A 19,884-nucleotide genomic window follows, 5' to 3' on the forward strand; every position below is an offset into this window, starting at 1 on the left:
GAGTCGGGTAAGGCATCAGGGAACCGTCGGGAAAGCGTCGGGGAAGAGTCGGCGGACTTCGGAGGAAGCCGGAAGGAAGATGAAGCGGAGCGAAACGGAAGAAGCAGGGACAAAATATCCCGCGTCGGTGCGCCCCGCCGGGCTGATACCGCCGGACGCCTGACATCACTACGCGCTGTAAGGTTGAGGGCATGGCTGGCAGAGGGCCTCACGGCAGGACGGAACGGCGCAGCTCGGGCGAGCTGGAGAGCGAGGTCCTCGCGGCCCTGTGGGCGACGGAGGGGCCGCTGACACCGGCCGAGATCCAGTCGGAGATCGGCGGCGACCTGGCCTACAACACCGTGCACACCATCCTCAAACGGCTCTACGACAAGGGTCTGGTACTGCGCGAGGTCGACGGCCGCCGGGGCGCCTACCGGCCGGCGAAGAACGCCGCCGAGCTCACCGCCCAGGCCATGCACGAGGCGCTGGACCGCGGCCCCGACCCGATCGCCGCCCTCCAGCAGTTCGTGACCGGGCTCAGCCCCGAGGAGGAACGGGCGCTGCGCGACCTTCTCTCCGGGGGCGCGGCGTGACGCTCGACGTCTACACCCCGCTGGCGCTGTCCCTGCTGCTCGCCGCGGTCAGCCCGGCGGTCGGCCGGCGTACGGCCCCGGCGCTCGCCGCGCGGGCGCTGACCGCGGCCGCGGCGGTGACGGCCGCGGCCACCGTCTGGTCCCTGGTCCTGCTGGCCGTGACGCTTCTCGACGACGCGCCGCCGGTCGTCGCCGAGGCGCGGGAGAGCGGCCGGCGGCTCGCCGAGCCGGTCCCCGGGGCGATCGGGTTCCTCGCCGCTCTGGCCCTGGCCGCCGTGGCCCACCGGCTGTGGCGCGCCGTCCGCGCCGAGGTGACGACGCGCCGGGCACTGCGCCGGCTGTGCGAGGGGCACCCCGGGGACACCGAGCTGATCGTCGCCGACTCGCCCGTGCCGCGGGCGTTCGCCGTCCCCGGATCGCCCGGCCGGATCCTGGTGACGGCCGCGATGCTCGGCGTGCTCGGGCCGGTGGAGCGCCGGGTGCTGCTCGCCCACGAACGTGCCCATCTGACCGGCCGGCACGCACTGTGGGTGAGCGCGGCGACGCTGGCCGCGGCCGCGAACCCGCTGCTCGCCCCGGTGCGCGCCACGGTCGCCTTCCTGGTCGAGCGCTGGGCGGACGAACGGGCCGCGGCGGCGGTCGGCGACCGCACCGCCACCGCCCGCGCGCTGGCCCGGGCGGCCCTCGCCGCCGGCCGTACGGAGCCGTCCTGCGCCCTGGGCTTCACCGACCGCGCGGTCACCCGCAGGGTCGCCGCCCTGCGGTGCGCCCCGCCCCCGCGCCTGTGGTCGGTGGCGGCCGCCGTCCTCGCCCTCGGCGCCCTGCCGGTCCTGGGGGCCGCCGACGCCACGGACGACCTGCTGCGCCTGCTGGCCGGCGTCCTGCCGTAGCGCGCTCGCCGCCGACGATCCGGCGGATCGTCGCCGGCGTCCCCGCACCGCGCCTCCCGAACGCCTCACCGGGCGTTCGGACGGCGGTGCGGCGGCTGCTCCGGGGCCGGCAGGTGCTCCGGCAGCGGGACCGGACGGACTTCGGGGGCGTCCGTCCGGAGGGGAACCACGTCGCCGTGGTGACGGACCGTCAGCGCCGGCCCGGAGAGCAGGGTGTACGTGGCGCTCTCCTGGGTGACCTCCACCCGCAGCCGGCGGCCGCGGAACTGGAGGCTGAACGCCAGGCGGCTGAACTTCTCCGGCAGGCGCGGCGCGAACTCCAGCCCGTCGCCGGCCCTGCGGGTGCCGCCGAAGCCCGCCACCAGCGCCATCCAGGTGCCCGCCAGCGACGCGATGTGCAGCCCGTCGCGGGTGTTGTGCTCCAGGTCCTCCAGATCCATCAGGGCCGCCTCGGCCGCGTAGTCGTAGGCGAGGCGCAGATGGCCCGTCTGCGCGGCGATGACCGCCTGCACGCACGCCGAGAGCGAGGAGTCCCGCACGGTCAGCGGCTCGTAGTAGGCGAAGTTGCGGGCGATGTGCTCCTCGTCGAACTCGGCACCGCAGGTGTACATGGCCAGCACCAGGTCGGCCTGCTTGATCACCTGCTTGCGGTACAGGTCGAAGTACGGGAAGTGCAGCATCAGCGGGTACTGGTCGGCGCGGGTGTCGGCGAAGTCCCAGCGCTGGTAGCGGGTGAAGCCGGCGTGCTGCTCGTGCACGCGCAGTTCGCGGTTGTACGGGATGTTCATGGCCTCGGCCGCGTCCCGCCAGGTGGCGCTCTCCTCGTCGTCGGCGCCCAGCCGCTCCGCCGCCTTCGGGTGGCGTTCGACGGCCTCGGCGGCGGCGAGCAGGTTCGCCCGGGCCATCAGGTTGGTGTAGGTGTTGTCGTCGGCGATCGCGCTGTACTCGTCGGGGCCGGTGACGCCGTCGATGTGGAAGGTGCCGCGGTGGTCGTGGTGGCCGAGCGACCGCCACAGCCGGGCCGTCTCCACCAGCAGCTCGACCCCGGTGTCCCGCTCGAAGTCCTCGTCGCCGGTCGCGGCCACGTACCGCACGACGGCGTGCGCGATGTCGGCGTTGACGTGGAACGCGGCCGTGCCGGCCGGCCAGTACGCCGACCCTTCCTGGCCCTCGATGGTCCGCCAGGGGAACGCGGCCCCCCTCAGACCGAGCTGCGCCGCCCGCTCCCGGGCGGCCGGCAGCGTGTTCTGCCGCCAGCGCAGTGCCTCGGCCACGGCGTCCGGCGAGGTGTAGGTCAGCAGGGGCAGCACGAACATCTCGGTGTCCCAGAAGGCGTGCCCGTCGTAGCCGGAGCCGGTCAGCCCCTTGGCGGGGATCGCCCGCTCCTCGGCGCGGGCGCCGGCCTGGAGCACGTGGAAGAGGGCGAACCGGACGGCCTGCTGGATCTCCTCGTCGCCGTCCACCTCGACGTCGGCGCGCGCCCAGAAGTCGTCGAGGTACGACCGCTGCTCCCCCACCAGCCCGGGCCAGCCGCCGTGCGCGGCGGCCGCCAGCGCGGCGTCGACCTGGTCGCTCATCGCGGGCAGTGAGCGGGCGCCGGACCACCCGTGCGCGACGAGCTTCTCCACCCTGAGCTTCTGCCCCGCCGCCAGGACCGAGGCGACCGTCAGCCGGGCCAGATCGGGGTGGCTCTCGCTGTCGGTGGTGGTCCGCTCGGGGCCGGTGACGACGTGGTCGGCGGCCACGGCCACGCGCAGACCGCTGTGCCGGGTGCGGTGCACCAGCCTCAGCCGGTGGCCGGAGGCGAAGTCCTCCTCCGGCTCCAGCGGCGCCTGGAGCGCGATCGCCGCCCGCGGATCCCCGTTGGCCTGCGGCAGCTGCTCGTTGGCGACGAGTTCGGACTGGATGACCACCCGCGCCTGGCAGTCGACCGGCTCCACCTCGAAGGCGATGGCGCCGATGGACCGCTGGGTGAGGGAGATCAGCCGGGTGGAGCGCACCCGGATCCTGGTCCCGGCCGGCGACACCCAATCGCAGGTCCGCTCCAGCAACCCAGTGCGCAGGTCGAGGACGCGCTCGTGGGAGAGGAGCCGGCCGTAGCGCAGGTCGAAGGGCTCGTCGTCGACGAGGAGGCGCAGCACCTTGCCGTTGGTGATGTTGATGACCGTCTGCCCCGACTCCGGGTAGCCGTAGCCGGCCTCCGCGTACGGCAGCGGGTGCACCTCGTACACGCCGTTGAGGTACGAGCCGGGCAGGCCGTGCGGCTCGCCCTCGTCGAGGTTGCCGCGCCAGCCGACGTGGCCGTTGGAGAGCGCGAAGACGGACTCGCTCTGGGCGAGCACGTCCAGGCTGAGTTCCGTCTCGCGCACGGTCCACGGCTCGACGACGTACGAACGATGGGTGATCACGCGGCGCCTCCCCGTCCGGTCCCTTCGGTCAGGAGTTCGGCGAGGTCGTCGACGACCACGTCGGCGCCGTGCGCGTACAGCGCGTCGCGCTGCCCGACACGGTCGACGCCGACGACGTACCCGAAGCGGCCCGAGCGGCCGGCGTCCATGCCGGCCAGGGCGTCCTCGAAGACGGTGGCCTGCCCGGCGTCGACGCCGAGGTCGTGGGCGGCGGCGAGGAAGGTGTCCGGGTGCGGCTTGCCGGGCAGCGCGCGTTCGCGGGCGACCACTCCGTCGATCCGGACGTCGAACAGGTGCTCGGCGTCGATGGAGCGGAGCACGTCGAGGGTGTTGGCGCTGGAGGAGACGATCGCCGTCCGCAGGCCCCGGGCCCGGACCGCGTCGATGTAGCGCAGAGTGCCGTCGTAGGCTTCCACGCCCTCAGTACGGATTTTCTCCAGAACGAGTTCATTCTTCCGGTTGCCGACCCCGTTGACGGTCGGCGCCTCCGGCGGGTCGTCGGGGGCGCCCTCGGGCAGTTCGATGCCCCGGGAGGCGAGGAAGGTGCGCACCCCGTCGGCCCGGGGGCGGCCGTCGACGTACTCGTCGTAGTCGGCGACGGCGTCGAACGGCCGGTAGTCCGCGCCCTCCCGCTCGCGCAGGAACGCGTCGAACGTCTCCTTCCAGGCGGCCGCGTGCACCACCGCCGTCCGGGTGACGACACCGTCGAGATCGAAGAGGCAGGCCAGGATTTCCGGGGGCAGACCGAGCTCTGTCATACAGGCACCCTTCCCCGCTTCGCGGCGTTGACAGAGTGGCGCACGCCACATCGGAGGTATTCAGCAGCCACTCTCCGGCCGACGGGCGCCCGCCGCACGCGGGCGGCCCCGGCCGTTCGGGTGACACACTGGGCGCGTGCCGCCGACCTTCACCGATCTCCTCGTCCGCGCCCGCTCGCTGCCCCGCGACGGGCACCGCGCGATCCTCGGCATCACCGGCAGCCCCGGCGCGGGGAAGTCCACGCTCGCCGAGCACCTGGTGCGCACGCTCAACGGCGCGGGCGAGCCCTGGGTCGCGCACGTCCCGATGGACGGCTTCCACCTCGCCGACCGCGAACTGGACCGGCTCGGCCGGCGCGCCCGCAAGGGTGCGCCGGACACCTTCGACGCGGCGGGTTACGCGGCGCTGCTGCGCCGGTTGCGGGAGGAGTCCGGGCAGGGCTCCGGGGAGACGGTGTACGCGCCCGGCTTCGAACGCGTCCTGGAACAGCCCCTCGCGGGCGCGGTACCGGTGCCGCCGTCGGCCCGGCTGGTCGTGACGGAGGGCAACTACCTGCTGCTCGGCACCGGTGCGTGGGCCCGGGTGCGGCCCCAGCTGGACGAGGTGTGGTTCTGCGAACTCGACGAGGCCGAACGCGTGCGCCGTCTCGTCGCCCGCCACGAGGAGTTCGGCAAGGACCATCAGGAGGCGGTCGCCTGGGTCCTCGGCACCGACCAGCGCAACGCCGACCTGGTCGCGGCGGACCGGGACCGCGCGGACCTGGTCGTGCCGGCGTCGGCCCTGCCCGGGCCCCCGGCACCCGCCCCCGGAGACCCGCCGGCCTGACCCGCCACCAGGTGCCGGCCCCTCCACCAGCCCCCGGGCGCGTCGCGGGACCTGATGAGGTGCCGGACCGACGCCCGCACCGCCCGCGTTCGGCGGCCGCCGACCGCGAACAGGACCAGGGCCCGGACTCCGCGAAGGGCCATCAGGCCGGGTGCCGGAACGCCTCGGCGCTCACGTGCGGCATGACGCGGCCGGCCACCCGGAAGCGGCCGTTGGGCACCTCGTCGGAGCGGGCGACGCGCACCGTCAGCGGGCCCGCCCACTCGTATCCGTGGCGGTCGGCGTGCCGGGCCAGGCTGTCGGTCAGCGCCTGCCCCACGCGGCTGCCCCGGCGCGTCAGTTCGTCGTGCACGGGGTCGGCGAGCTCGACGTCGTAGGCGTTGGGCACGATGACCCGCTCCTCGCTGCACACCACGGCGTTCGCGTCGCACTCGCGGTGCAGCGCGTCGAGGAGCTCGACCGGTCCCCGGCCGGCGATCCGCGCCCAGAGCGCCCCGAACCGGTTCTCCAGGGCCTGTTCCAGTGCGGTGAGCGCGCTCATCGGTCACTTCTCCTCGAAGTCGTCGGGGCGGATCCGCGCCTCCTGAAGCGCCTCGCGCAGCGTGCGGCCGGTCGCGCCCCGGTCCTTCGGCGAGCTCTGCCACCGGTCGGCCGTCGTCTCGTCGGCGGTGTCGGTGCCGGGCCGGTTCTCCTCGGGGACGGTCATGGTGCTCCTGCTCCTCGTCCGTCGGGTCTGTCCGGGGGGCTCTCCCCTGCGGCGGCGGGTTCCCGGGCGGCGGGCGCGTATCCCTGCGCGGGCCAGGAATCCGGAAGCGGTGGCCCGCGCCGGCGCCCGGGTCCTCGGTGCGCGGCCGGATCGGCTCGCACCGGCCCTGGTCATGACGGTGGGTGGGCTAGGTTGAACCTCCGTGGGAGACAATGCAGGCGCCTCGGCGCCATCGCCGCAGCAGGCTCGCGCCCAGGCGTCCACGATCACCTCGGGCAGGACGGCTCCGGAAGCGGAGCCCGCCCCGGCCTCCCAGCTCCGAGCGCTCTTCGACGGGCCGCACCTGTCTCCCGGCCAGCGCCGCGTCGCCCAGTACCTGATCGAGAACATCGCCGAGGCGGCGTTCCTGTCCATCACCGAGCTCGCGGACCGGGTCGGGGTCAGCCAGCCGTCGGTGACCCGGTTCGCCGGTGCGGTCGGCTTCAGCGGCTACCCCGCGCTGCGCGAGAAGCTCCAGTCCATCGCGCTGCGGACCCTCACCGGCGGACCGGGCACGGTCGAGGAGGACCGGGGCAACGAGCTCCAGGCGGCGGTCGACGCCGAGATCGGCAACCTGGAGAACCTGCGCCGCGACTTCGCCGACCCCGACCGGGTGATCGCCGTCGGCCGCGAGCTGTCGCGCTCGGCGCCGCTGACCGTGCTCGGGCTGCGCATCTCGGTCTCGCTCGCCGAGTACTTCGCCTACGCGGCTCGGCGGGTCCACCCTGACGTGCGACTGGTCACCCGCGGCGGCAGCGTCGCCTACGACGCGCTGCTGCAGTCCCGCGAGGCCGGCGGCACCTGGGTGCTGGCCTTCTCCATGCCCCGGCACGCGCACGAGACCCTGACCGCCGTCCGGGTGGCCCGCGGCGCCGGGCTCAAGGTGGCCCTGATCACCGACCTGGCGCTGGGGCCGGTGGCCGACGAGGCGGACGTCACCTTCGCCACCGGGACCGGTTCCCGGCTGGCCTTCGACTCCTACGCGGCGCCGGGCGTGATGTGCGCGGCGCTGTTGCAGGCCATGGCCGACGCCGATCCCGAGCGGACCCGGGCCCGGCTGGAGGAGTACGAGCAGGTCGCCGAGCGGCACCAGTTCTTCCTGAAGGACTGAGCGGTCCCCGCCGCCCGGGCCGGGTCCCGGCGGCCTGGCCGGTTCCCGGCGGCCTGGCCGGTTCCCGGCGGCCTGGCCGGTTCCCGGTCTCCCGGGCCGTCGTGCACCCCGGCGACCCTGCCCGCGGGGGCGGTCGGCGTCCAGGACGCGCCCCTCTGACCTCGGGCGACCGCGGTTCTGCCGGTGAGCATCGGTCGGAACGCAAACGACTCATGCACTCAAAGCAGTCATGAATGTTTTCATACGTCTTGCCAAGCGCATGGCATATATAAATACTGCTCACGGAACGCGATCGGTCCGCTCCAGGCACCGTACCGCTCCCCCGAAACCTGGCATCCGCCCGAGAAAGCCGACGGCCGCCATGCGCATCCCCCCGCCCGGTCCGCCCGGGCGCCGCCGGCGTCGAGGGCCCCAGTACGGGCCGCCCGGGCCGCCGCTTCCCACCGGCGGCGGCGCAGGGGCGTCCGGTCGGGCATCGCCGGCGCGAGCGCCCGCGGCGGCCCCGGTCATCCCCTAGGCCGGGGCCGCCCCACCTCGCCGGACCACCTACCACGACGCCGCACCCCCGGAAGCGATCACCATGCCCGTCACCACCACGCGGATCAGCCCGGACTGGCCCTGCCAGGTCAAACCCCCCGGCAGCTACGACTGGGAGCGCTCGGCGACCAGATGGCTGCGCGAACTCGTCCCCGCCCGCTACGGCAGCTACCCCGCCCTGGTGCGCCATCCCGTGCTGCTCGCCCGGCACGCGCAGATCCAGGTTCAGCAGGAGATCCGCGTGGCCCGCACCGCCCTGCGGACCGCGCGCGCCGACCTGCCCCGGCTGGGCCTGCCGGAGTCGGTCATCGAGCACACCATCAAGCTGTACGCCGGGGAACTGCTGCAACTCCAGCACATCGCCCGCAGCGTCCGGGCCGTGGCCGAGGCCCTGGTGGAGCGCGGCGGCCGCTGAGCCGCGCCACCCGGACCGGCGGCCAGGGTGACGGCCGAGGCGGCCAGGGTGACGGCCCGGACCATGAGGGGCGCGCGGGCACGGAACCCACGTGGTGGAGCCGGTGATCGGAGCGGCCCGTATGTGCGATGCTCGTCGCGTGAGCGAACCCGGGTTCCCTGCGGAGTCAGGCGCCGCGCCCGACACGGCGGCGCTGGCGAAGGTGGTGGCCAGGCAGCGTGCCGAGATGGACCGGTTGCAGAACCTGGCGGCGACCTCGGCCGTCGTGGAGCGGGCCAAGGGGGCGCTGATGGCGCTGACCGGCTGTTCCCCGGAGGCGGCGCACGACGAACTGCTCCGGCGGGCCAAGATCGCGGGCCGCACGCTGATGGAGGAGTGCTGGCTCACGCTCGGCACCCTGGTGCCCCCGCTGGGCCACACCGCCGGCCGGACGGCCCCGGCCTCGACGGGCGCCGGGAGCGGTGGGGCCGGGGCCGACGGGGAGAGCGGCGCCGTCGCGCCGTCGCCCGACGTCGGCGTCGGTGCGGCCGAGCAGGGGGGCGCCGACACCGTCGTCCTCGCCGCTGTCGGCCGGGCCCTCGTCCACGTCGGCACCGCGCAGGACCTCGCCCGCTGCCTCCAGGAGCACCTCGCCGCGCCCGTGGGCGCGGACGCGGTGATGATCTACCGGCGGCTGCCCGGGGGCGGGCTGGAGCTGATCGGCCACGCCGGGATCGAGGACGGGCTGGCGGGCCAGTGGCGGCACGTGCCGCCGCTCAGCGAGGTCGCCGCGAGGGATGCCCTGAACTCCCGTGAGCCACGCTGGCTGGAGGACCTCGCCGAGGACCGGAAGCGGTACCTGCTGATCGGCGACCCCGAGGAACGCTGGCCGTCGCGGGCGTGGCTGCCGGTGGCCACCGGGGGCGCCGCGGCCGTGGCCATCGGCGTGCTGCGCGGCCGGCCGGGTCCGTTCCCGCCGCGCGTCCGGGAGCTGCTGCGGAGCGTCAGCCGGCTGTGCGCCGGGCGGCTGCGCGCCCTGGGCGCCCGGCCCGAGCACACCGCGGGCGGCGCCCCGGAAGCGGTCCGCGCCCTGTTCCGCGCGCTGCCCGGCACGACGTTGCTGCTCACCCCGTTGCGCTCACCCGCGGGCGAGGTCGAGGACTACCGCATCGAGGCCGCCACCCCCCAGACCGTCGACGTGGCCGGCCGCCGCGGTCACGAGCTGGTCGGACTGCGGATCCTCGAGTGCTGGCCGGCCGTCGCCGAGGAACCGCTGTGGCAGGGCTGGCTGGGCACGCTCGACACCGGGGAGCCGTACGCGAGCGAGCCGTACGCGCAGCAGGAGCTCGTGGGCGGCAGTCAGGAGCTGTCCACGTACTCGGTGCGGGCCGCCCGCCTGCACGACGGGCTGGTCGTCACCTGGCTGCGGCAGGACTCCTCGGACCGGCAGGAGCAGCGCCTGGCGGACCTCCAGCGGCTCGGCCACCTGGGCTGGGCCACCTGGAACCTGGTCACCTCCGAGACGGCCTGGTCCTCGCAGGTCTACGCGCTGTGCGACCGCGACCCCGCGCTGGGCCCGGTCCGCCTGGCGCAACTGCCCGCCCTCGCCCTCCCCGACGACGGGCCGGCGCTCGCCCGTGCCGTGCGCGAGATCCTGACCGAGGGCAAGCAGTTCGACGTGCCGTTCCGGATCAGGACGGCGGCCGGCCTGCGGCACCTGCGGGCCGTGGCCGAGGCCGTCCCGGACGCCGAGGGCCGGCCGGTCCAGGTCCACGGCTTCCTCCAGGACCTCACCGCGCAGCGCAGCGCGGAACTGGCCCTGGTGGAGAGCGAGCGGGCCATGCTGGCGCAGCACGGGATCCTCCAGGCCGAACGGATGCTGGCGGGACGGCTTCAGCACGCGCTGCTGCCGATGCCGCGCCGGCCCGTGCGCCTGGCCGGGCTGCGGGTCGACCTCGCCTATCTGCCGGCCGAGGCCGGGATCAACGTCGGCGGCGACTGGTTCAGCGCGGTCGAACTGCCCGGCGGTGAAGCGCTGTTCGTGGTCGGCGACGTCGCCGGGCACGGGATCGACGCGGTGGCCACCATGGCCCAGCTCCGGTTCACCGCCAAGGGCATGATCTTCACGGGTTCGTCGCTGACCGGCGCGCTCGCCCGGCTGAACACGCTGCTGCTGCACTCCGGCGACACCAAGCGCACGGCCACCCTCGTGCTGGCGCGCTACCAGCCGGCGGAGCGCCTGCTGGTCTGGGCCCAGGCCGGTCATCCGCCGCCGTTGCTGCTGCGCCGGGGCGTGCCCCGCTACCTCGATCGCCCGCGCGGCATGCTCCTGGGCGCCACCGACGTCCCGGTCTTCGAGGAGGCCGAGTGCGTCCTGGAACCGGGAGACCGGCTGCTGCTCTACACCGACGGTCTGGTGGAGCGGCCCGGCGAGCCCATCGGAGTGGGTCTGGAACGTCTCACCCGGGCCGCCGCGGCCCACCGCGCGGACGCCCCCGGCTCCCTCGGTCCGCTGCTGGCCTCGATGCTGGAGGGCGAACGGCGCGACGACGTCTGCGTCCTGGACATCCGGGTCCCGGCCGGACCGGCCTGACCGCCGCGCGGCTGCGACCTGGCCGGCCCGGACTCCGCTCGCGCCCGGCCGGCCACGAGCGCCGCGGTCACCGGCCGCGCGGACCGAGTGGCCCGGCTCAGTCCGCCGGGTGCCCCGGCCGGATCCCGAGCGCGTCCGCCAGGCGGAGCGACGGCTCGCCCCGGGCGCCGGTCCCGCCGAAGCCGACCGGGTCGAGCACGAAGCCCACGTGGTCGCCGGCGTCGGCGCGCGAGTGGACCAGACCGACGAACCAGGCCGGCGCGTCGTCGAGGACGACGGCCCCGCCGTACCGGTCCGTGCAGCGCACGTCGGCGAACTTGTCGACGCCGTCGTCGCCGGTGAGGCCGCCGAACAGCTCGGCGAGCGCCCGCTGCCGCCGGGTCAGCAGGTGCACGGCGAGGCGGTCCGCCCGTTCGGCCACCCGGAAGGTCCGGTTCTCCTTGGACAGCCACACCACGAACCGCAGCGGGTTCATGGAGCACTGCGAGGAGAACCCGACCAGACAGCCCGCTCTCTCCCCGCCCGCCACGGCGGTCACCACGCACATGTCGGGGTCCAGCCGGTGGAAGAACGCGTTGCCGTCCGTCATGCCGTACCGCTCCGTTCCCGCGTCAGCGCGCCGTGTCCTCGGCCGGGGCCGCTCGCCGGCCCGCTCGGCACATCCGGTCGCCGTCTGCCCACCTCGTGGCGCGTCAAGCGTCGCCGTCCACCCACCTCGGGGCGCGTCAAGCGTCGCCGTCCACCCACCTCGGGGCGCGTCAACCGTCGCCGGCCCGGCCGCGCCGTTCCTCCACGGCTCCTCCGGGTTCCGTCACGGTTTCCCCCGGGCCCCCGGGTCCCCCAGGTCCGCCGGGTCCGCCGGATCCGCCGGGGCGCCGGGGCGCCGGTCCGTCCGAGCCGGACGACGCGGGCCGGTTCCCGGGGCGGCCCCGCCGTCCGGCTGTCCGTGCCCGGACGGCCCCGGCGCCCCCGGGCGCCTTCCGTCGGCGGCTGTCAGGGCCCCGTCGGGCGGCCCCGGGCGGTCACCGTCCGCCCCGCGCGGCGGACCGGTCGCCGCCCTCAGCGAGCGGCGGCGAGGAAGCGGTGCAGCGAGTCCTTCAGCGCGGCCACGAAGGAGTCCCGTGCCTGGTCGTCGAGGGCGTCCAGGGAGAGGTACGGGTTGAGGTCCTCCAGCTCGACCAGCAGCAGTTCGCCGCCCGGGGCGCGGCAGGCGTCGACCCGCTGGACGCCGTGGGAGAGGGTGTTCCAGTCGATGAAGCGCCGGGCGAACTCCAGGTCCTCGCCGGTGGGCCGGTACGGCCGCAGCTCCCAGCGCCGCTCCGGGTCCGGGGCGTACAGGGCGTACTGGAAGTCGTGGTCGACGAAGCAGAACGAGATCTCGTGGACGAAGTCGACGTGCGGCTGGACGAGGACCGTGCCGTCGACCAGCTCGGGCAGCCGGCCGGCGGGGACGGTGCGCAGCCCTATGGAGTCGGCGCCCAGCTTCGGCTTGACCACGTAACGGTCCGCCGCGGGCAGCCGGTGCAGGTCCTCGGCTCGGTCGACCGTGGGGATGACCGGGTACCCGGCGGCGGTCAGGTCGAGGAGGTACTGCTTGCCCGTCATGTCCGCCCGGCCGGTGAGCGGGTTGTAGACACGGGTGCCGGCGGCCAGCGCACGGCTCCGGAAGTCGTCGTGGGCCGCCCGGTACCCGAGGACGGGGCCGCTGTTGCGGACGACGACGGCGTCGAAGGCGTCCATCAGGTCCGCCGCGTCGCGCGGGTGGCACAGGGCCAGGCCGAAGTCCTCCCGGAGGCGGGCGGTCAGTCGGATGTCCTCGTCGCAGTAACGGCGACCGCGCGCCGGGTACGCCAGGTCGGTGACGTACAGGAGGCGGGGGCGGGCGGACGGCATGGCGGGCTCCTGGGGCGTGGCGCGCGGTGGGAGGGGGGTGAGGAAAGGTTACTGCGAGGCACGGGGACGGCTCGCGGGGCACTCCGTTCCCTGAATATTGCACTCAGTGCCAGAAGTTGGCCCGGCGCGGATGTTACGTTCCCGTCCATGAGTTTCGGCAACGCGGCGCCCGGCGGCGGCGACGAGGCGGGGGCGGCCACCGCGAAGCCGCCGATCCGGGACGCCCTGGCGGCGGCGGCGTTCCGGCTGTTCCTGGAACGCGGGTACGAACAGACCACCGTGGACGACATCGTGGCGCTCGCCGGGGTCGGACGGCGGTCCTTCTTCCGCTACTTCCCGTCCAAGGAGGACGTGGTCTTCCCCGACCACGAGCGGTGCCTGGCCGACATGACGGCCTTCCTGGCCGCCTCGGGCGAGGACGACGACCCGGTGGGGCGGGTCTGCGACGCCGCCCGTCTCGTGCTGCTGATGTACGCCGAGAACCCGACCTTCTCGGTGCAGCGGTACCGGCTCACCAGACAGGTGCCGGGACTGCGCGCTTACGAACTGTCGGTGGTGTGGCGCTACGAGCGCGCCCTCGCCGAGTACCTGCGCGGCCGGTTCGCCGGGCGGCCCGACGGGACGCTGATGGCCGATGTGATCGCGGCCGCGGTGGTCGCCGCGCACAACAACGCCCTGCGCTCCTGGCTGCGTTCGGACGGTCGGGGCGACGCGTGCGCGAGGGTGGACCACGCGCTGGACCAGGTGCGGACCGCCTTCCGCGAGCCGGCCGCGACGCCTCCCGCGCCCGAAGTGCCCGGCGGGCAGCGGCCGCGGGTGTCCCGGGAGGAGGACGTGGTCGTCGTCGTGGCGCGTCGCGGGGCGCCGCTGTGGCGGGTGGTGCAGGAGATCGAGACGGCTTTCGGCGGAGGCCGCCCCTCCGGGGACCGTGTCGATTGATGGTACGCAGTACCTTTACCTCTGGCACTGAGTGCCATACGCTGTCGCCGTGCACGGTGGCACCGCTGAACCGCGCACGGGCGTGCGCGGACTCGGCCGGGCACGCGGGATTCCGGCCGAGCGCAGGGAGTTGACCAGCGTGTACCACCACTCAGGCAACACCGTTCATCCGGCGGCCGGTTCCGCCACCGGCCTCCTGGAGCCCGGCTCCCGCGACCCTGAGGGCCTGTACTTCCAGCGCTGCACCTGGTGCGGCACCGCGATGTACAACCGGCTGCTGTGTCCGGTGTGCCGGGGCAGCGAGCTGCGCACCGAACGCAGCGAGGGCACCGGCACGGTCCGCCACTCCACGGTGGTGCACCGCAACACGCCCGCCGCGCGCAACGTGTCGCTGATAGAGATGGCCGAGGGCTTCGTCGTGCGGGGCAGGGTCATGGGCCCGCCCATCGGCATCCACGGCGGCGACCGGGTCCGGCTGTCCACGACGAAGGACCCGGTACGGGGCGAGCCGGTCTTCCAGTTGCTCGACGAGTCGTACCGCGCCTGGAGCTGACCCACCGCCGGCTGCCTCGCTCCCGAGGTGAGGCAGGCCGGAGCGGTTCGGTCCGGGGACCGGCGCGGAGTCGGGGCAGCGTGAGCGGCGAGGAGTCAGGACGGTAGGGAGCCGTCCGGCAGGACGCGGGACCGCACGGCGCCGGGAGTCCCGGCGGGCGCCCGGTACCGGGCGGGGCCCTGGGCGAGGGCGAGGAAGGTCAGCACCGCGCAGACGGCGTAGACGGTTCCGGGCCAGGCGAGCGGCGCCGGGTACGGGAGGGGACGGGCCAGGCCGTCCTCCACGCCGGACAGCCGGGGCACCAGGCGGGCGACGGTGACCAGCGCCCACACGACGAGGGTCACCTGGCTGAGCCGCCGCCGCCGGAGACGGCCGTGGGCCAGCCAGATCATGGCGGGCACGCACCAGATCCAGTGGTGGCTCCAGGAGATGGGACACATCAGCAGCCCGTACAACTGCACGGTGACCAGCAGGCCGAGCCGGTCGCCGCTCCGTACGGCCCCGAGCAGGGCCGAGACCGCCGCCAGGGTCACCAGGGCGAGCGCCGCCCACCACAGGCCCGAGGAGGCGACGTCCGGACCGAGCAACCGGGTGAGCGCGCCGCGCAGGGACTGGTTGCGCACCGACCACACCGGGCCGACCCGGCTCGTGTCCGTCACCAGCCCCGACCAGTAGCGCACCGACTCGCCCGGGGCGACGCACCAGGCCAGGGCGGTGACCGCCAGTCCGCTGCCCGCCGCCCACGCCGCCGCCCGCCACTGCCGGGTCGCCAGCAGGTACAGGCCGCCGACGGCCGGGGTCAGTTTCACCGACGCCGCGAGCCCCACGGCCGCGCCCCGGCCCGTCGCGCCACGGCACAGAGCCAGGCCGCCGACGACCACCGCGCCCAGCAGCAGATTGATCTGCCCCTGGTCGAGCGTGTGGCGCACGGGCTCCAGCCAGAGTCCGGCGGCGGCCCAGAGCAGGGCCCGGTCCCGCACCCGGCCGCCGGCACGCGGGGACAGCAGGCGCAGGGCGCCGGCCGTGACCACCAGCAGGGCCGCCACGGACACGGCCCGCCACAGCAGGATCACGGTGCCCCAGGAAAGATGCGACAGCGGGGTGAACAGCAGCGCGGCGAACGGCGGGTAGGTGAACGGCAGCACCGGGATGGGCGGGGCGGTGTGCACCGCGTAGTCGTACAGGCCGCCCGAGAACAGGTGCGGCGCGGCCCCGCGGTAGACGCTCAGGTCCAGCGGCTCGGACGGCCGCAGGACGGCGGTCAGCACGTACAGCGTCACGGAGCCGGCCAGGCACCGGCCGGCCCGCTCGGTCAGCCATTTCCCGGCCACCAGGCCCCGGGCCCGGATTCCCTTCACCGCACCAGCTCCGTCGTGTCCCCGCCGCCGCACCGGTATTGGTCGGCGGCTCCGGTCCGCCGTCCCGTGGGCCCGCGCCGGTCGGTGGCGAACGCACGGGTCCCCGTGACCGTCGCCCGTCCCGTCCGCGGCGCCCGCAGCCTAGCCCGGCGGACCCGGCGCGGAGCCGATGCCACGCGGACGACGGGCGCACCGGCGCGATCCCGTGCCCGCCCGGTCCCGGCCCGGCCTCCGCCCCCGGGCCGACGCCGGGGACGGTGCCGGCCCGGCGGCGGTACCGACCCGGTCGTAGGGCCGGCCCGGTGACCAGGCGAGGGGGCCGCACCACGCAGCGGGCCGGTCCCCGGCGGCCCGGCTCCCACGGGCGATCAGCTCGGGCGGGGGGCGCGGGCGGTGCCGGCCGTGAGGGTCACCCGGATCCCGACGGTCCCCCGCCCGCCCCGGCGCAGCCGGCTGCCGAGCAGGGTCAGGCGGCCGACGAGGCCGTACTTGCGGGCGATGAGGGCGCGGTAGCGGGCGGTGGTGGCCCGATCGCGGATCTCGGCCGTCGCCGGGACCTGCTCGCCGGTCGGGTTGCCGCGCAGGTCGCAGGGGCCGACGAGGACGTCGGCCCGATGGCGGATCCGCCCGACCTTCCAGGAGTCCGCGGCCGTCCAGACGCCGAGCGCCGCGCCGTCCCGGACCACCCACACCGGGGTGGCGACGGGGGCGCCGTTCCTCCGGTAGCTGGTGAGCAGCAGGTACTTGCCCGCCCCGAGCCGCTCCAGCAGGGCCTGTTCGCCACTCATCCGACGGCCACCGCCATGCGCCGTACCGCCTCGGCGAGCAGTTCCGGTGAGGTGCCGAGGTTCAGCCGCACATGGCCGGCGCCGCCCGTACCGAAGGGGAGGCCGGAGTTGAGCGCCACCCGGCCGCGGTCGAGGAAGACCTGGGCGGGATCGTCGCCGAGGCCGAGGGCGCGGCAGTCCAGCCAGGCCAGGTAGGTGGCCTGCCCGGGACGATGGCGGATCGCCGGCAGCCGGGCGGCCAGGAGCTCGGCGAGCAGCCGGCGGTTGTCGTCGAGGCCGGCCAGCAGGGCGTCCAGCCAGGGAACGCCGTCGCGCAGCGCGGCGGTGTGGGCGATGACGCCGAGATGGCTCGCGCCGTGCCCGACCTCCTCGGGCAGCCGGGCGAGATCGGCGGCGGCGTCCGGTCCGGCGACGGCGAGTGCGGCCTTGATGCCGGGCAGGTTCCAGCCCTTGCTCGCCGACATCAGCGACAGGCCCCGTTCACCGCCCGGCACGCTCAGGTACGGCACGAAGACGGCGCCGGCGGCGAGCAGCGGGGCGTGGATCTCGTCGGCGACGACCCGCACACCGTACCGGTCGGCGAGCGCGGCCACGGCCGCGAGTTCCTCGGCGGTGTGCACGGTGCCGGTCGGGTTCTGCGGGCTGCACAGCAGGTGGGCGGCGCGCCCGCCGTCCGCGACGGCCCGCCGGTAGGCCTCCTCCAGGGCGCCGAGGTCCAGGCGCAGGTCGGCGCCGAGCGGCACCTGGACGACCCGGCGGTCCATGTGCGTCACGAACTGGAAGAACGGCGGATACACCGGCGGGTTGACGATCACCGGGTCCCCGGGGCCGGTCACCAGTTTCAGCATCTCCACGACGCCGAGCATCACGTCGGGCACGAGCGCGGTGCGCTCCACCGCCAGTCCCTTCCAGCCCCACCGTTCGGCGGCGAAGGCCGCGAGGGCCTCGGCGTAGGCGGTGCCCGCGGGATAGCCGGTGTCGCCGAGCGCGAGGGCGTCGGTGACCGCCCGGACCACGGGCTCGGCCTGCGGCACGTCCAGCTCGGCGACCCACAGCGGCAGCACGTCGGCGGGATGGGTGCGCCACTTCATGCTGGTACGCCGCCCGAGGTCGTCGGGGGTCAGGACGCGCAGGGGATTCGGCTCACCGGACGTGTCGTGCGGGATCCTGTTCATGGGCACAAGATAGGGGGCGGAACGAGTGAGCCGGAATGACGCGGACGGTGCGTGGTGGCCCGCTCCGGGCGGGCCGCTGGAGGTCGCCTGCGACGAGTCGGGATCGGACGGCGAGAACCTCACCGGCGGGAACACGGACGTCTTCGCGCACGCGAGCGTGCTGCTGACCGCGGAGTCGGCGGCCGGGTGCGTGCGGGAGATACGGGACCGGATCCGCTCGCCCGCTCTGGAGTACAAGGCCACGCATCTGCTGCGGGAGAAGCACCGGGCGGTGCTGGAGTGGGTGCTGTCCCCCTCCGCGCCGCTGTACGGACAGGCCCATGTGGACCTCACCGAGAAGGCGTTCTTCGTGGTGGACCGGGCCGTCGACGTGCTGCTGGGCGACCCGGCGGCGGCGGTCGCCCTGTTCGGCGCCGGCCCGGGGGCCTTCGGCGCGCACCGGTGGCTGCGGTTCCTCCGGGCCGCCAACGACCTGCTGCGGGCCAGGCACGACGGGGAGCCCGCGGCGCCGGTCGAGGCGTTCCTCCGCGGCGTCGAGGAGCTGCGGGACGGGCACCGGCCGGCGGACGGGCCGGCGGAACGCGTCGCGGCGGTGCTGGAGCGGCTGGCTGGGAGCCGGGAGCGTGCCGACGCCTTCCGCGCCCGGGTGGCGGCCGGTCCGGCGCTGCTGCCCGTGCTCAATCCGCTGCTGCCCGCGGTCCTGCGTACGGCCGCGCGGTGGGGCGCCCAGGGGCGCGGCGTGCGGCTCGTGCACGACCAGCAGAACATGCTGACCCCCGACCGCGTCGACTGGCTGCTGCGGACGGCCCGGCAGGACGGCATCGGCCTGACCGGCGTGGACCTCGTCGACTCACGGCGCGATCCGCGGGTGCAGCTCGCCGACTTCCTGGCCGGCATCGCCCGCAAGATCGCCTCCGACGAGCTGAACGGACACGGCGACCCGGCCCTCACCGCGCTGCTTCGCCCCTACGTCGGCGCGGACTCCGTCTGGGGCGACGCCGCGAGCTGGGCCCGGCTGGGACCTGAGCGGACCGGGGCGGACGCCGACTCCGCCGCGCACGGGAGGCGTTGACCCGCGCCGACGCCAGGAGGACGGCCCCGCGCTGAACACGGCCGCGGCGCACCGCGTGCGGAGGCGGGGCGCCCGGCTGCTCCGCCATCCGGGGCTCGGCCGCGGCGGACACGGACAGGCCGGTCAGCCGAGCGCGAGCAGCACGGTGGCGGCCGCGGCGCCCAGCAGCCCGGCCGCCTGCCGCCTGGTGACCCGCTCGTGCAGCGCCACGAGTCCCAGGAGGACGGGGAGGGCGGGGTACAGGGAGGCGAGGACGACGGCGACCGCGAGCATCTGCCGCTGGGCCGCGAGCAGGTACAGGCTCAGCGCGAGGGCCGCGCCCGCCCCGGTCAGCAGGGCCTGCGCGGCGCGTACCGGGGACGGGCGCGGGCCCCGGAGCGGACGCGTGCCGCCCACGACGGCCGGCAGCAGCACGGCGACCGCCGCGAGGCGGCCCGCCGCCACGGGCCACAACCCGCTCGACGGCCCCGCCTGAGCCAGCGCCAGGTACTGGACGGCGACGCCGGCGCTCGCCCACAGACCGTCCGGTGTGCCGCGGCCCGCGCCCTCCCCCGCGCTGCGGGCGCGGGCGGCCCCGCCGCCGGAGACGAGCCAGAGCGCGGGCGCGGCGACGGCGATTCCCGCCCAGGCCAGGAAGGTGGGCCGGTCGCCGAGGACGAGGACGCCGCACAGCACGGACAGGGCGACGGAGGTGACGGCGCTCACGGGCACCACGACGCTCATGGCGCCGCGGCTCAACCCCCGGTTGAGCAACAGCATGGCGGCGCCGCTGCCGACGCCGGACAGGGCGCCCCAGCACAGGTCCGCGGGGCGCACCGAGTGGGCCGGGACAAGGAGCGCGGCGGTGACGGCGAGCAGCAGCCCGCCCAACTGGCCGAGGAACGTGACCGCGGTGAAGTGGAGGCGGCGGGACAGCATCCCGCCGGCGAAGTCGACGATGCCGTACAGGACGGCGGAGGCCAGAGCGAGAAGGGCACCCATTCGCAAAGGGGTGCCCCCGGACGACCCTGCGATGCCCGGTGGTTCAGGCGGCGCGGTCCGAGTGCGGAGCGGCCTGGGCCCACTCCAGGACGAGGCGCTGGTACACCTCGCGCTGCTCGGTGGTCAGTGTCCCGCCCGACCGGCGCCACAGGGCCCGGATCTCCTCGTTGACCTCCGCGGCCGATCGCTCGGAGGCGGCTTCAACAGTGGTGGACATGCTGTGAAGCATATGCCGGACGACGTGAAGGCGCTGTGAGTAAGTACGATCGATTCGGGCATTTCGGACCG

At 75.1% G+C, this 19,884-nt stretch carries 20 protein-coding genes; 9 read left to right on the forward strand and 11 right to left on the reverse strand.

The genetic code is table 11. The features are described 5' to 3' along the window. Positions 1–191: 191 nt before the first annotated feature. Together ACF061_RS25100 and ACF061_RS25105 are read left to right on the forward strand one after the other, a co-directional pair. Positions 192–575 (forward strand): BlaI/MecI/CopY family transcriptional regulator, encoded by a 384-nt coding sequence (locus ACF061_RS25100; protein WP_392269212.1) that lies wholly within the window; start codon positions 192–194, stop codon positions 573–575. Then, positions 572–1,465 (forward strand): M48 family metalloprotease, encoded by an 894-nt coding sequence (locus ACF061_RS25105; protein ID WP_392269213.1) that lies wholly within the window; start codon positions 572–574, stop codon positions 1,463–1,465. The genes ACF061_RS25100 and ACF061_RS25105 overlap by 4 nt, the downstream gene beginning before the upstream one ends. 65 nt (positions 1,466–1,530) lie before the next feature. On the opposite strand, the gene ACF061_RS25110 is transcribed toward ACF061_RS25105, so the two are convergent. Both ACF061_RS25110 and ACF061_RS25115 read right to left on the reverse strand, forming a co-directional pair. After that, the gene (locus tag ACF061_RS25110; RefSeq protein ID WP_392269214.1) at positions 1,531–3,873 is read right to left on the reverse strand and encodes a glycoside hydrolase family 65 protein; all 2,343 of its coding nucleotides are present in this window, start codon (positions 3,871–3,873) and stop codon (positions 1,531–1,533) included. Continuing rightward, a complete protein-coding gene (locus tag ACF061_RS25115) occupies positions 3,870–4,631 on the reverse strand; it encodes an HAD family hydrolase (protein WP_392269215.1) in 762 nt (253 codons plus the stop codon). The genes ACF061_RS25110 and ACF061_RS25115 overlap by 4 nt, the downstream gene beginning before the upstream one ends. A gap of 136 nt (positions 4,632–4,767) precedes the next feature. Between ACF061_RS25115 and ACF061_RS25120 the strand changes: the two genes are divergently transcribed. Continuing rightward, positions 4,768–5,457, forward strand: coding sequence for a nucleoside/nucleotide kinase family protein (locus tag ACF061_RS25120; protein ID WP_392269216.1), 690 nt, complete (start codon positions 4,768–4,770; stop codon positions 5,455–5,457). 142 nt (positions 5,458–5,599) lie between these two features. On the opposite strand, the gene ACF061_RS25125 is transcribed toward ACF061_RS25120, so the two are convergent. After that, positions 5,600–5,998, reverse strand: coding sequence for a DUF3662 domain-containing protein (locus ACF061_RS25125; RefSeq protein WP_392269217.1), 399 nt, complete (start codon positions 5,996–5,998; stop codon positions 5,600–5,602). 3 nt (positions 5,999–6,001) lie between these two features. Then, positions 6,002–6,163 (reverse strand): hypothetical protein, encoded by a 162-nt coding sequence (locus ACF061_RS25130; protein ID WP_392269218.1) that lies wholly within the window; start codon positions 6,161–6,163, stop codon positions 6,002–6,004. A 202-nt stretch (positions 6,164–6,365) separates the two neighbouring features. On the opposite strand from ACF061_RS25130, the gene ACF061_RS25135 reads away from it, so the two are divergent. The 3 genes from ACF061_RS25135 (at position 6,366) to ACF061_RS25145 (ending at position 10,837) form a co-directional block, all read left to right on the forward strand. Then, positions 6,366–7,313: a MurR/RpiR family transcriptional regulator gene (locus ACF061_RS25135; protein ID WP_392269219.1), complete on the forward strand. Its 948-nt coding sequence runs from the start codon at positions 6,366–6,368 to the stop codon at positions 7,311–7,313. Positions 7,314–7,887: 574 nt separating this feature from the next. Continuing rightward, positions 7,888–8,265, forward strand: coding sequence for a hypothetical protein (locus ACF061_RS25140; RefSeq protein ID WP_392269354.1), 378 nt, complete (start codon positions 7,888–7,890; stop codon positions 8,263–8,265). 121 nt (positions 8,266–8,386) lie between these two features. After that, complete coding sequence (locus tag ACF061_RS25145; RefSeq protein WP_392269220.1) at positions 8,387–10,837, forward strand: SpoIIE family protein phosphatase; 2,451 nt, start codon at positions 8,387–8,389, stop codon at positions 10,835–10,837. Positions 10,838–10,934: 97 nt separating this feature from the next. Here ACF061_RS25145 and ACF061_RS25150 read toward each other — a convergent pair whose 3' ends face one another. Both ACF061_RS25150 and ACF061_RS25155 read right to left on the reverse strand, forming a co-directional pair. Continuing rightward, positions 10,935–11,426, reverse strand: coding sequence for a flavin reductase family protein (locus tag ACF061_RS25150; RefSeq protein WP_392269221.1), 492 nt, complete (start codon positions 11,424–11,426; stop codon positions 10,935–10,937). Between the two features lie 470 nt (positions 11,427–11,896). After that, the gene (locus ACF061_RS25155; RefSeq protein WP_392269222.1) at positions 11,897–12,730 is read right to left on the reverse strand and encodes a hypothetical protein; all 834 of its coding nucleotides are present in this window, start codon (positions 12,728–12,730) and stop codon (positions 11,897–11,899) included. 147 nt (positions 12,731–12,877) lie between these two features. Between ACF061_RS25155 and ACF061_RS25160 the strand changes: the two genes are divergently transcribed. After that, on the forward strand, positions 12,878–13,669 hold the full coding sequence (locus ACF061_RS25160) for a TetR family transcriptional regulator (protein WP_392269223.1): 792 nt from the start codon (positions 12,878–12,880) through the stop codon (positions 13,667–13,669). A gap of 139 nt (positions 13,670–13,808) precedes the next feature. Beyond that, positions 13,809–14,222 (forward strand): Zn-ribbon domain-containing OB-fold protein, encoded by a 414-nt coding sequence (locus tag ACF061_RS25165; RefSeq protein ID WP_392269224.1) that lies wholly within the window; start codon positions 13,809–13,811, stop codon positions 14,220–14,222. Positions 14,223–14,317: 95 nt separating this feature from the next. Here ACF061_RS25165 and ACF061_RS25170 read toward each other — a convergent pair whose 3' ends face one another. The 3 genes from ACF061_RS25170 to ACF061_RS25180 form a co-directional block, all read right to left on the reverse strand. Beyond that, the gene (locus ACF061_RS25170; protein ID WP_392269225.1) at positions 14,318–15,580 is read right to left on the reverse strand and encodes a glycosyltransferase 87 family protein; all 1,263 of its coding nucleotides are present in this window, start codon (positions 15,578–15,580) and stop codon (positions 14,318–14,320) included. Positions 15,581–15,948: 368 nt separating this feature from the next. After that, positions 15,949–16,368, reverse strand: coding sequence for a PPOX class F420-dependent oxidoreductase (locus ACF061_RS25175; protein WP_392269226.1), 420 nt, complete (start codon positions 16,366–16,368; stop codon positions 15,949–15,951). After that, positions 16,365–17,543, reverse strand: coding sequence for a MalY/PatB family protein (locus ACF061_RS25180; protein WP_392269227.1), 1,179 nt, complete (start codon positions 17,541–17,543; stop codon positions 16,365–16,367). The genes ACF061_RS25175 and ACF061_RS25180 overlap by 4 nt, the downstream gene beginning before the upstream one ends. 25 nt (positions 17,544–17,568) lie before the next feature. Between ACF061_RS25180 and ACF061_RS25185 the strand changes: the two genes are divergently transcribed. Continuing rightward, the gene (locus ACF061_RS25185) at positions 17,569–18,615 is read left to right on the forward strand and encodes a hypothetical protein (RefSeq protein ID WP_392269228.1); all 1,047 of its coding nucleotides are present in this window, start codon (positions 17,569–17,571) and stop codon (positions 18,613–18,615) included. Between the two features lie 123 nt (positions 18,616–18,738). Here the strand turns inward: ACF061_RS25185 and ACF061_RS25190 are convergent, their stop codons facing one another. Together ACF061_RS25190 and ACF061_RS25195 are read right to left on the reverse strand one after the other, a co-directional pair. Next, positions 18,739–19,596: an EamA family transporter gene (locus ACF061_RS25190; RefSeq protein ID WP_392269229.1), complete on the reverse strand. Its 858-nt coding sequence runs from the start codon at positions 19,594–19,596 to the stop codon at positions 18,739–18,741. A gap of 43 nt (positions 19,597–19,639) precedes the next feature. Beyond that, positions 19,640–19,825: a hypothetical protein gene (locus tag ACF061_RS25195; protein ID WP_392269230.1), complete on the reverse strand. Its 186-nt coding sequence runs from the start codon at positions 19,823–19,825 to the stop codon at positions 19,640–19,642. Positions 19,826–19,884 lie beyond the last annotated feature (59 nt).

The sequence above is a fragment of the Streptomyces sp. NPDC015220 genome, from assembly GCF_043079345.1.
Classification (GTDB): Bacteria; Actinomycetota; Actinomycetes; order Streptomycetales; family Streptomycetaceae; genus Streptomyces.

Bases quoted from the DNA above. Each gene is read 5' to 3' on its own strand.
- ACF061_RS25160 (WP_392269223.1), top strand. From the start codon at position 12,878: ATGAGTTTCGGCAACGCGGCGCCCGGCGGCGGCGACGAGGCGGGGGCG.
- ACF061_RS25175 (WP_392269226.1), bottom strand. From the start codon at position 16,368: ATGAGTGGCGAACAGGCCCTGCTGGAGCGGCTCGGGGCGGGCAAGTAC.
- ACF061_RS25190 (WP_392269229.1), bottom strand. From the start codon at position 19,596: ATGGGTGCCCTTCTCGCTCTGGCCTCCGCCGTCCTGTACGGCATCGTC.
- ACF061_RS25130 (WP_392269218.1), bottom strand. From the start codon at position 6,163: ATGACCGTCCCCGAGGAGAACCGGCCCGGCACCGACACCGCCGACGAG.
- ACF061_RS25150 (WP_392269221.1), bottom strand. From the start codon at position 11,426: ATGACGGACGGCAACGCGTTCTTCCACCGGCTGGACCCCGACATGTGC.
- ACF061_RS25145 (WP_392269220.1), top strand. From the start codon at position 8,387: ATGTGCGATGCTCGTCGCGTGAGCGAACCCGGGTTCCCTGCGGAGTCA.
- ACF061_RS25100 (WP_392269212.1), top strand. From the start codon at position 192: ATGGCTGGCAGAGGGCCTCACGGCAGGACGGAACGGCGCAGCTCGGGC.
- ACF061_RS25195 (WP_392269230.1), bottom strand. From the start codon at position 19,825: ATGCTTCACAGCATGTCCACCACTGTTGAAGCCGCCTCCGAGCGATCG.
- ACF061_RS25125 (WP_392269217.1), bottom strand. From the start codon at position 5,998: ATGAGCGCGCTCACCGCACTGGAACAGGCCCTGGAGAACCGGTTCGGG.
- ACF061_RS25180 (WP_392269227.1), bottom strand. From the start codon at position 17,543: ATGAACAGGATCCCGCACGACACGTCCGGTGAGCCGAATCCCCTGCGC.
- ACF061_RS25155 (WP_392269222.1), bottom strand. From the start codon at position 12,730: ATGCCGTCCGCCCGCCCCCGCCTCCTGTACGTCACCGACCTGGCGTAC.
- ACF061_RS25115 (WP_392269215.1), bottom strand. From the start codon at position 4,631: ATGACAGAGCTCGGTCTGCCCCCGGAAATCCTGGCCTGCCTCTTCGAT.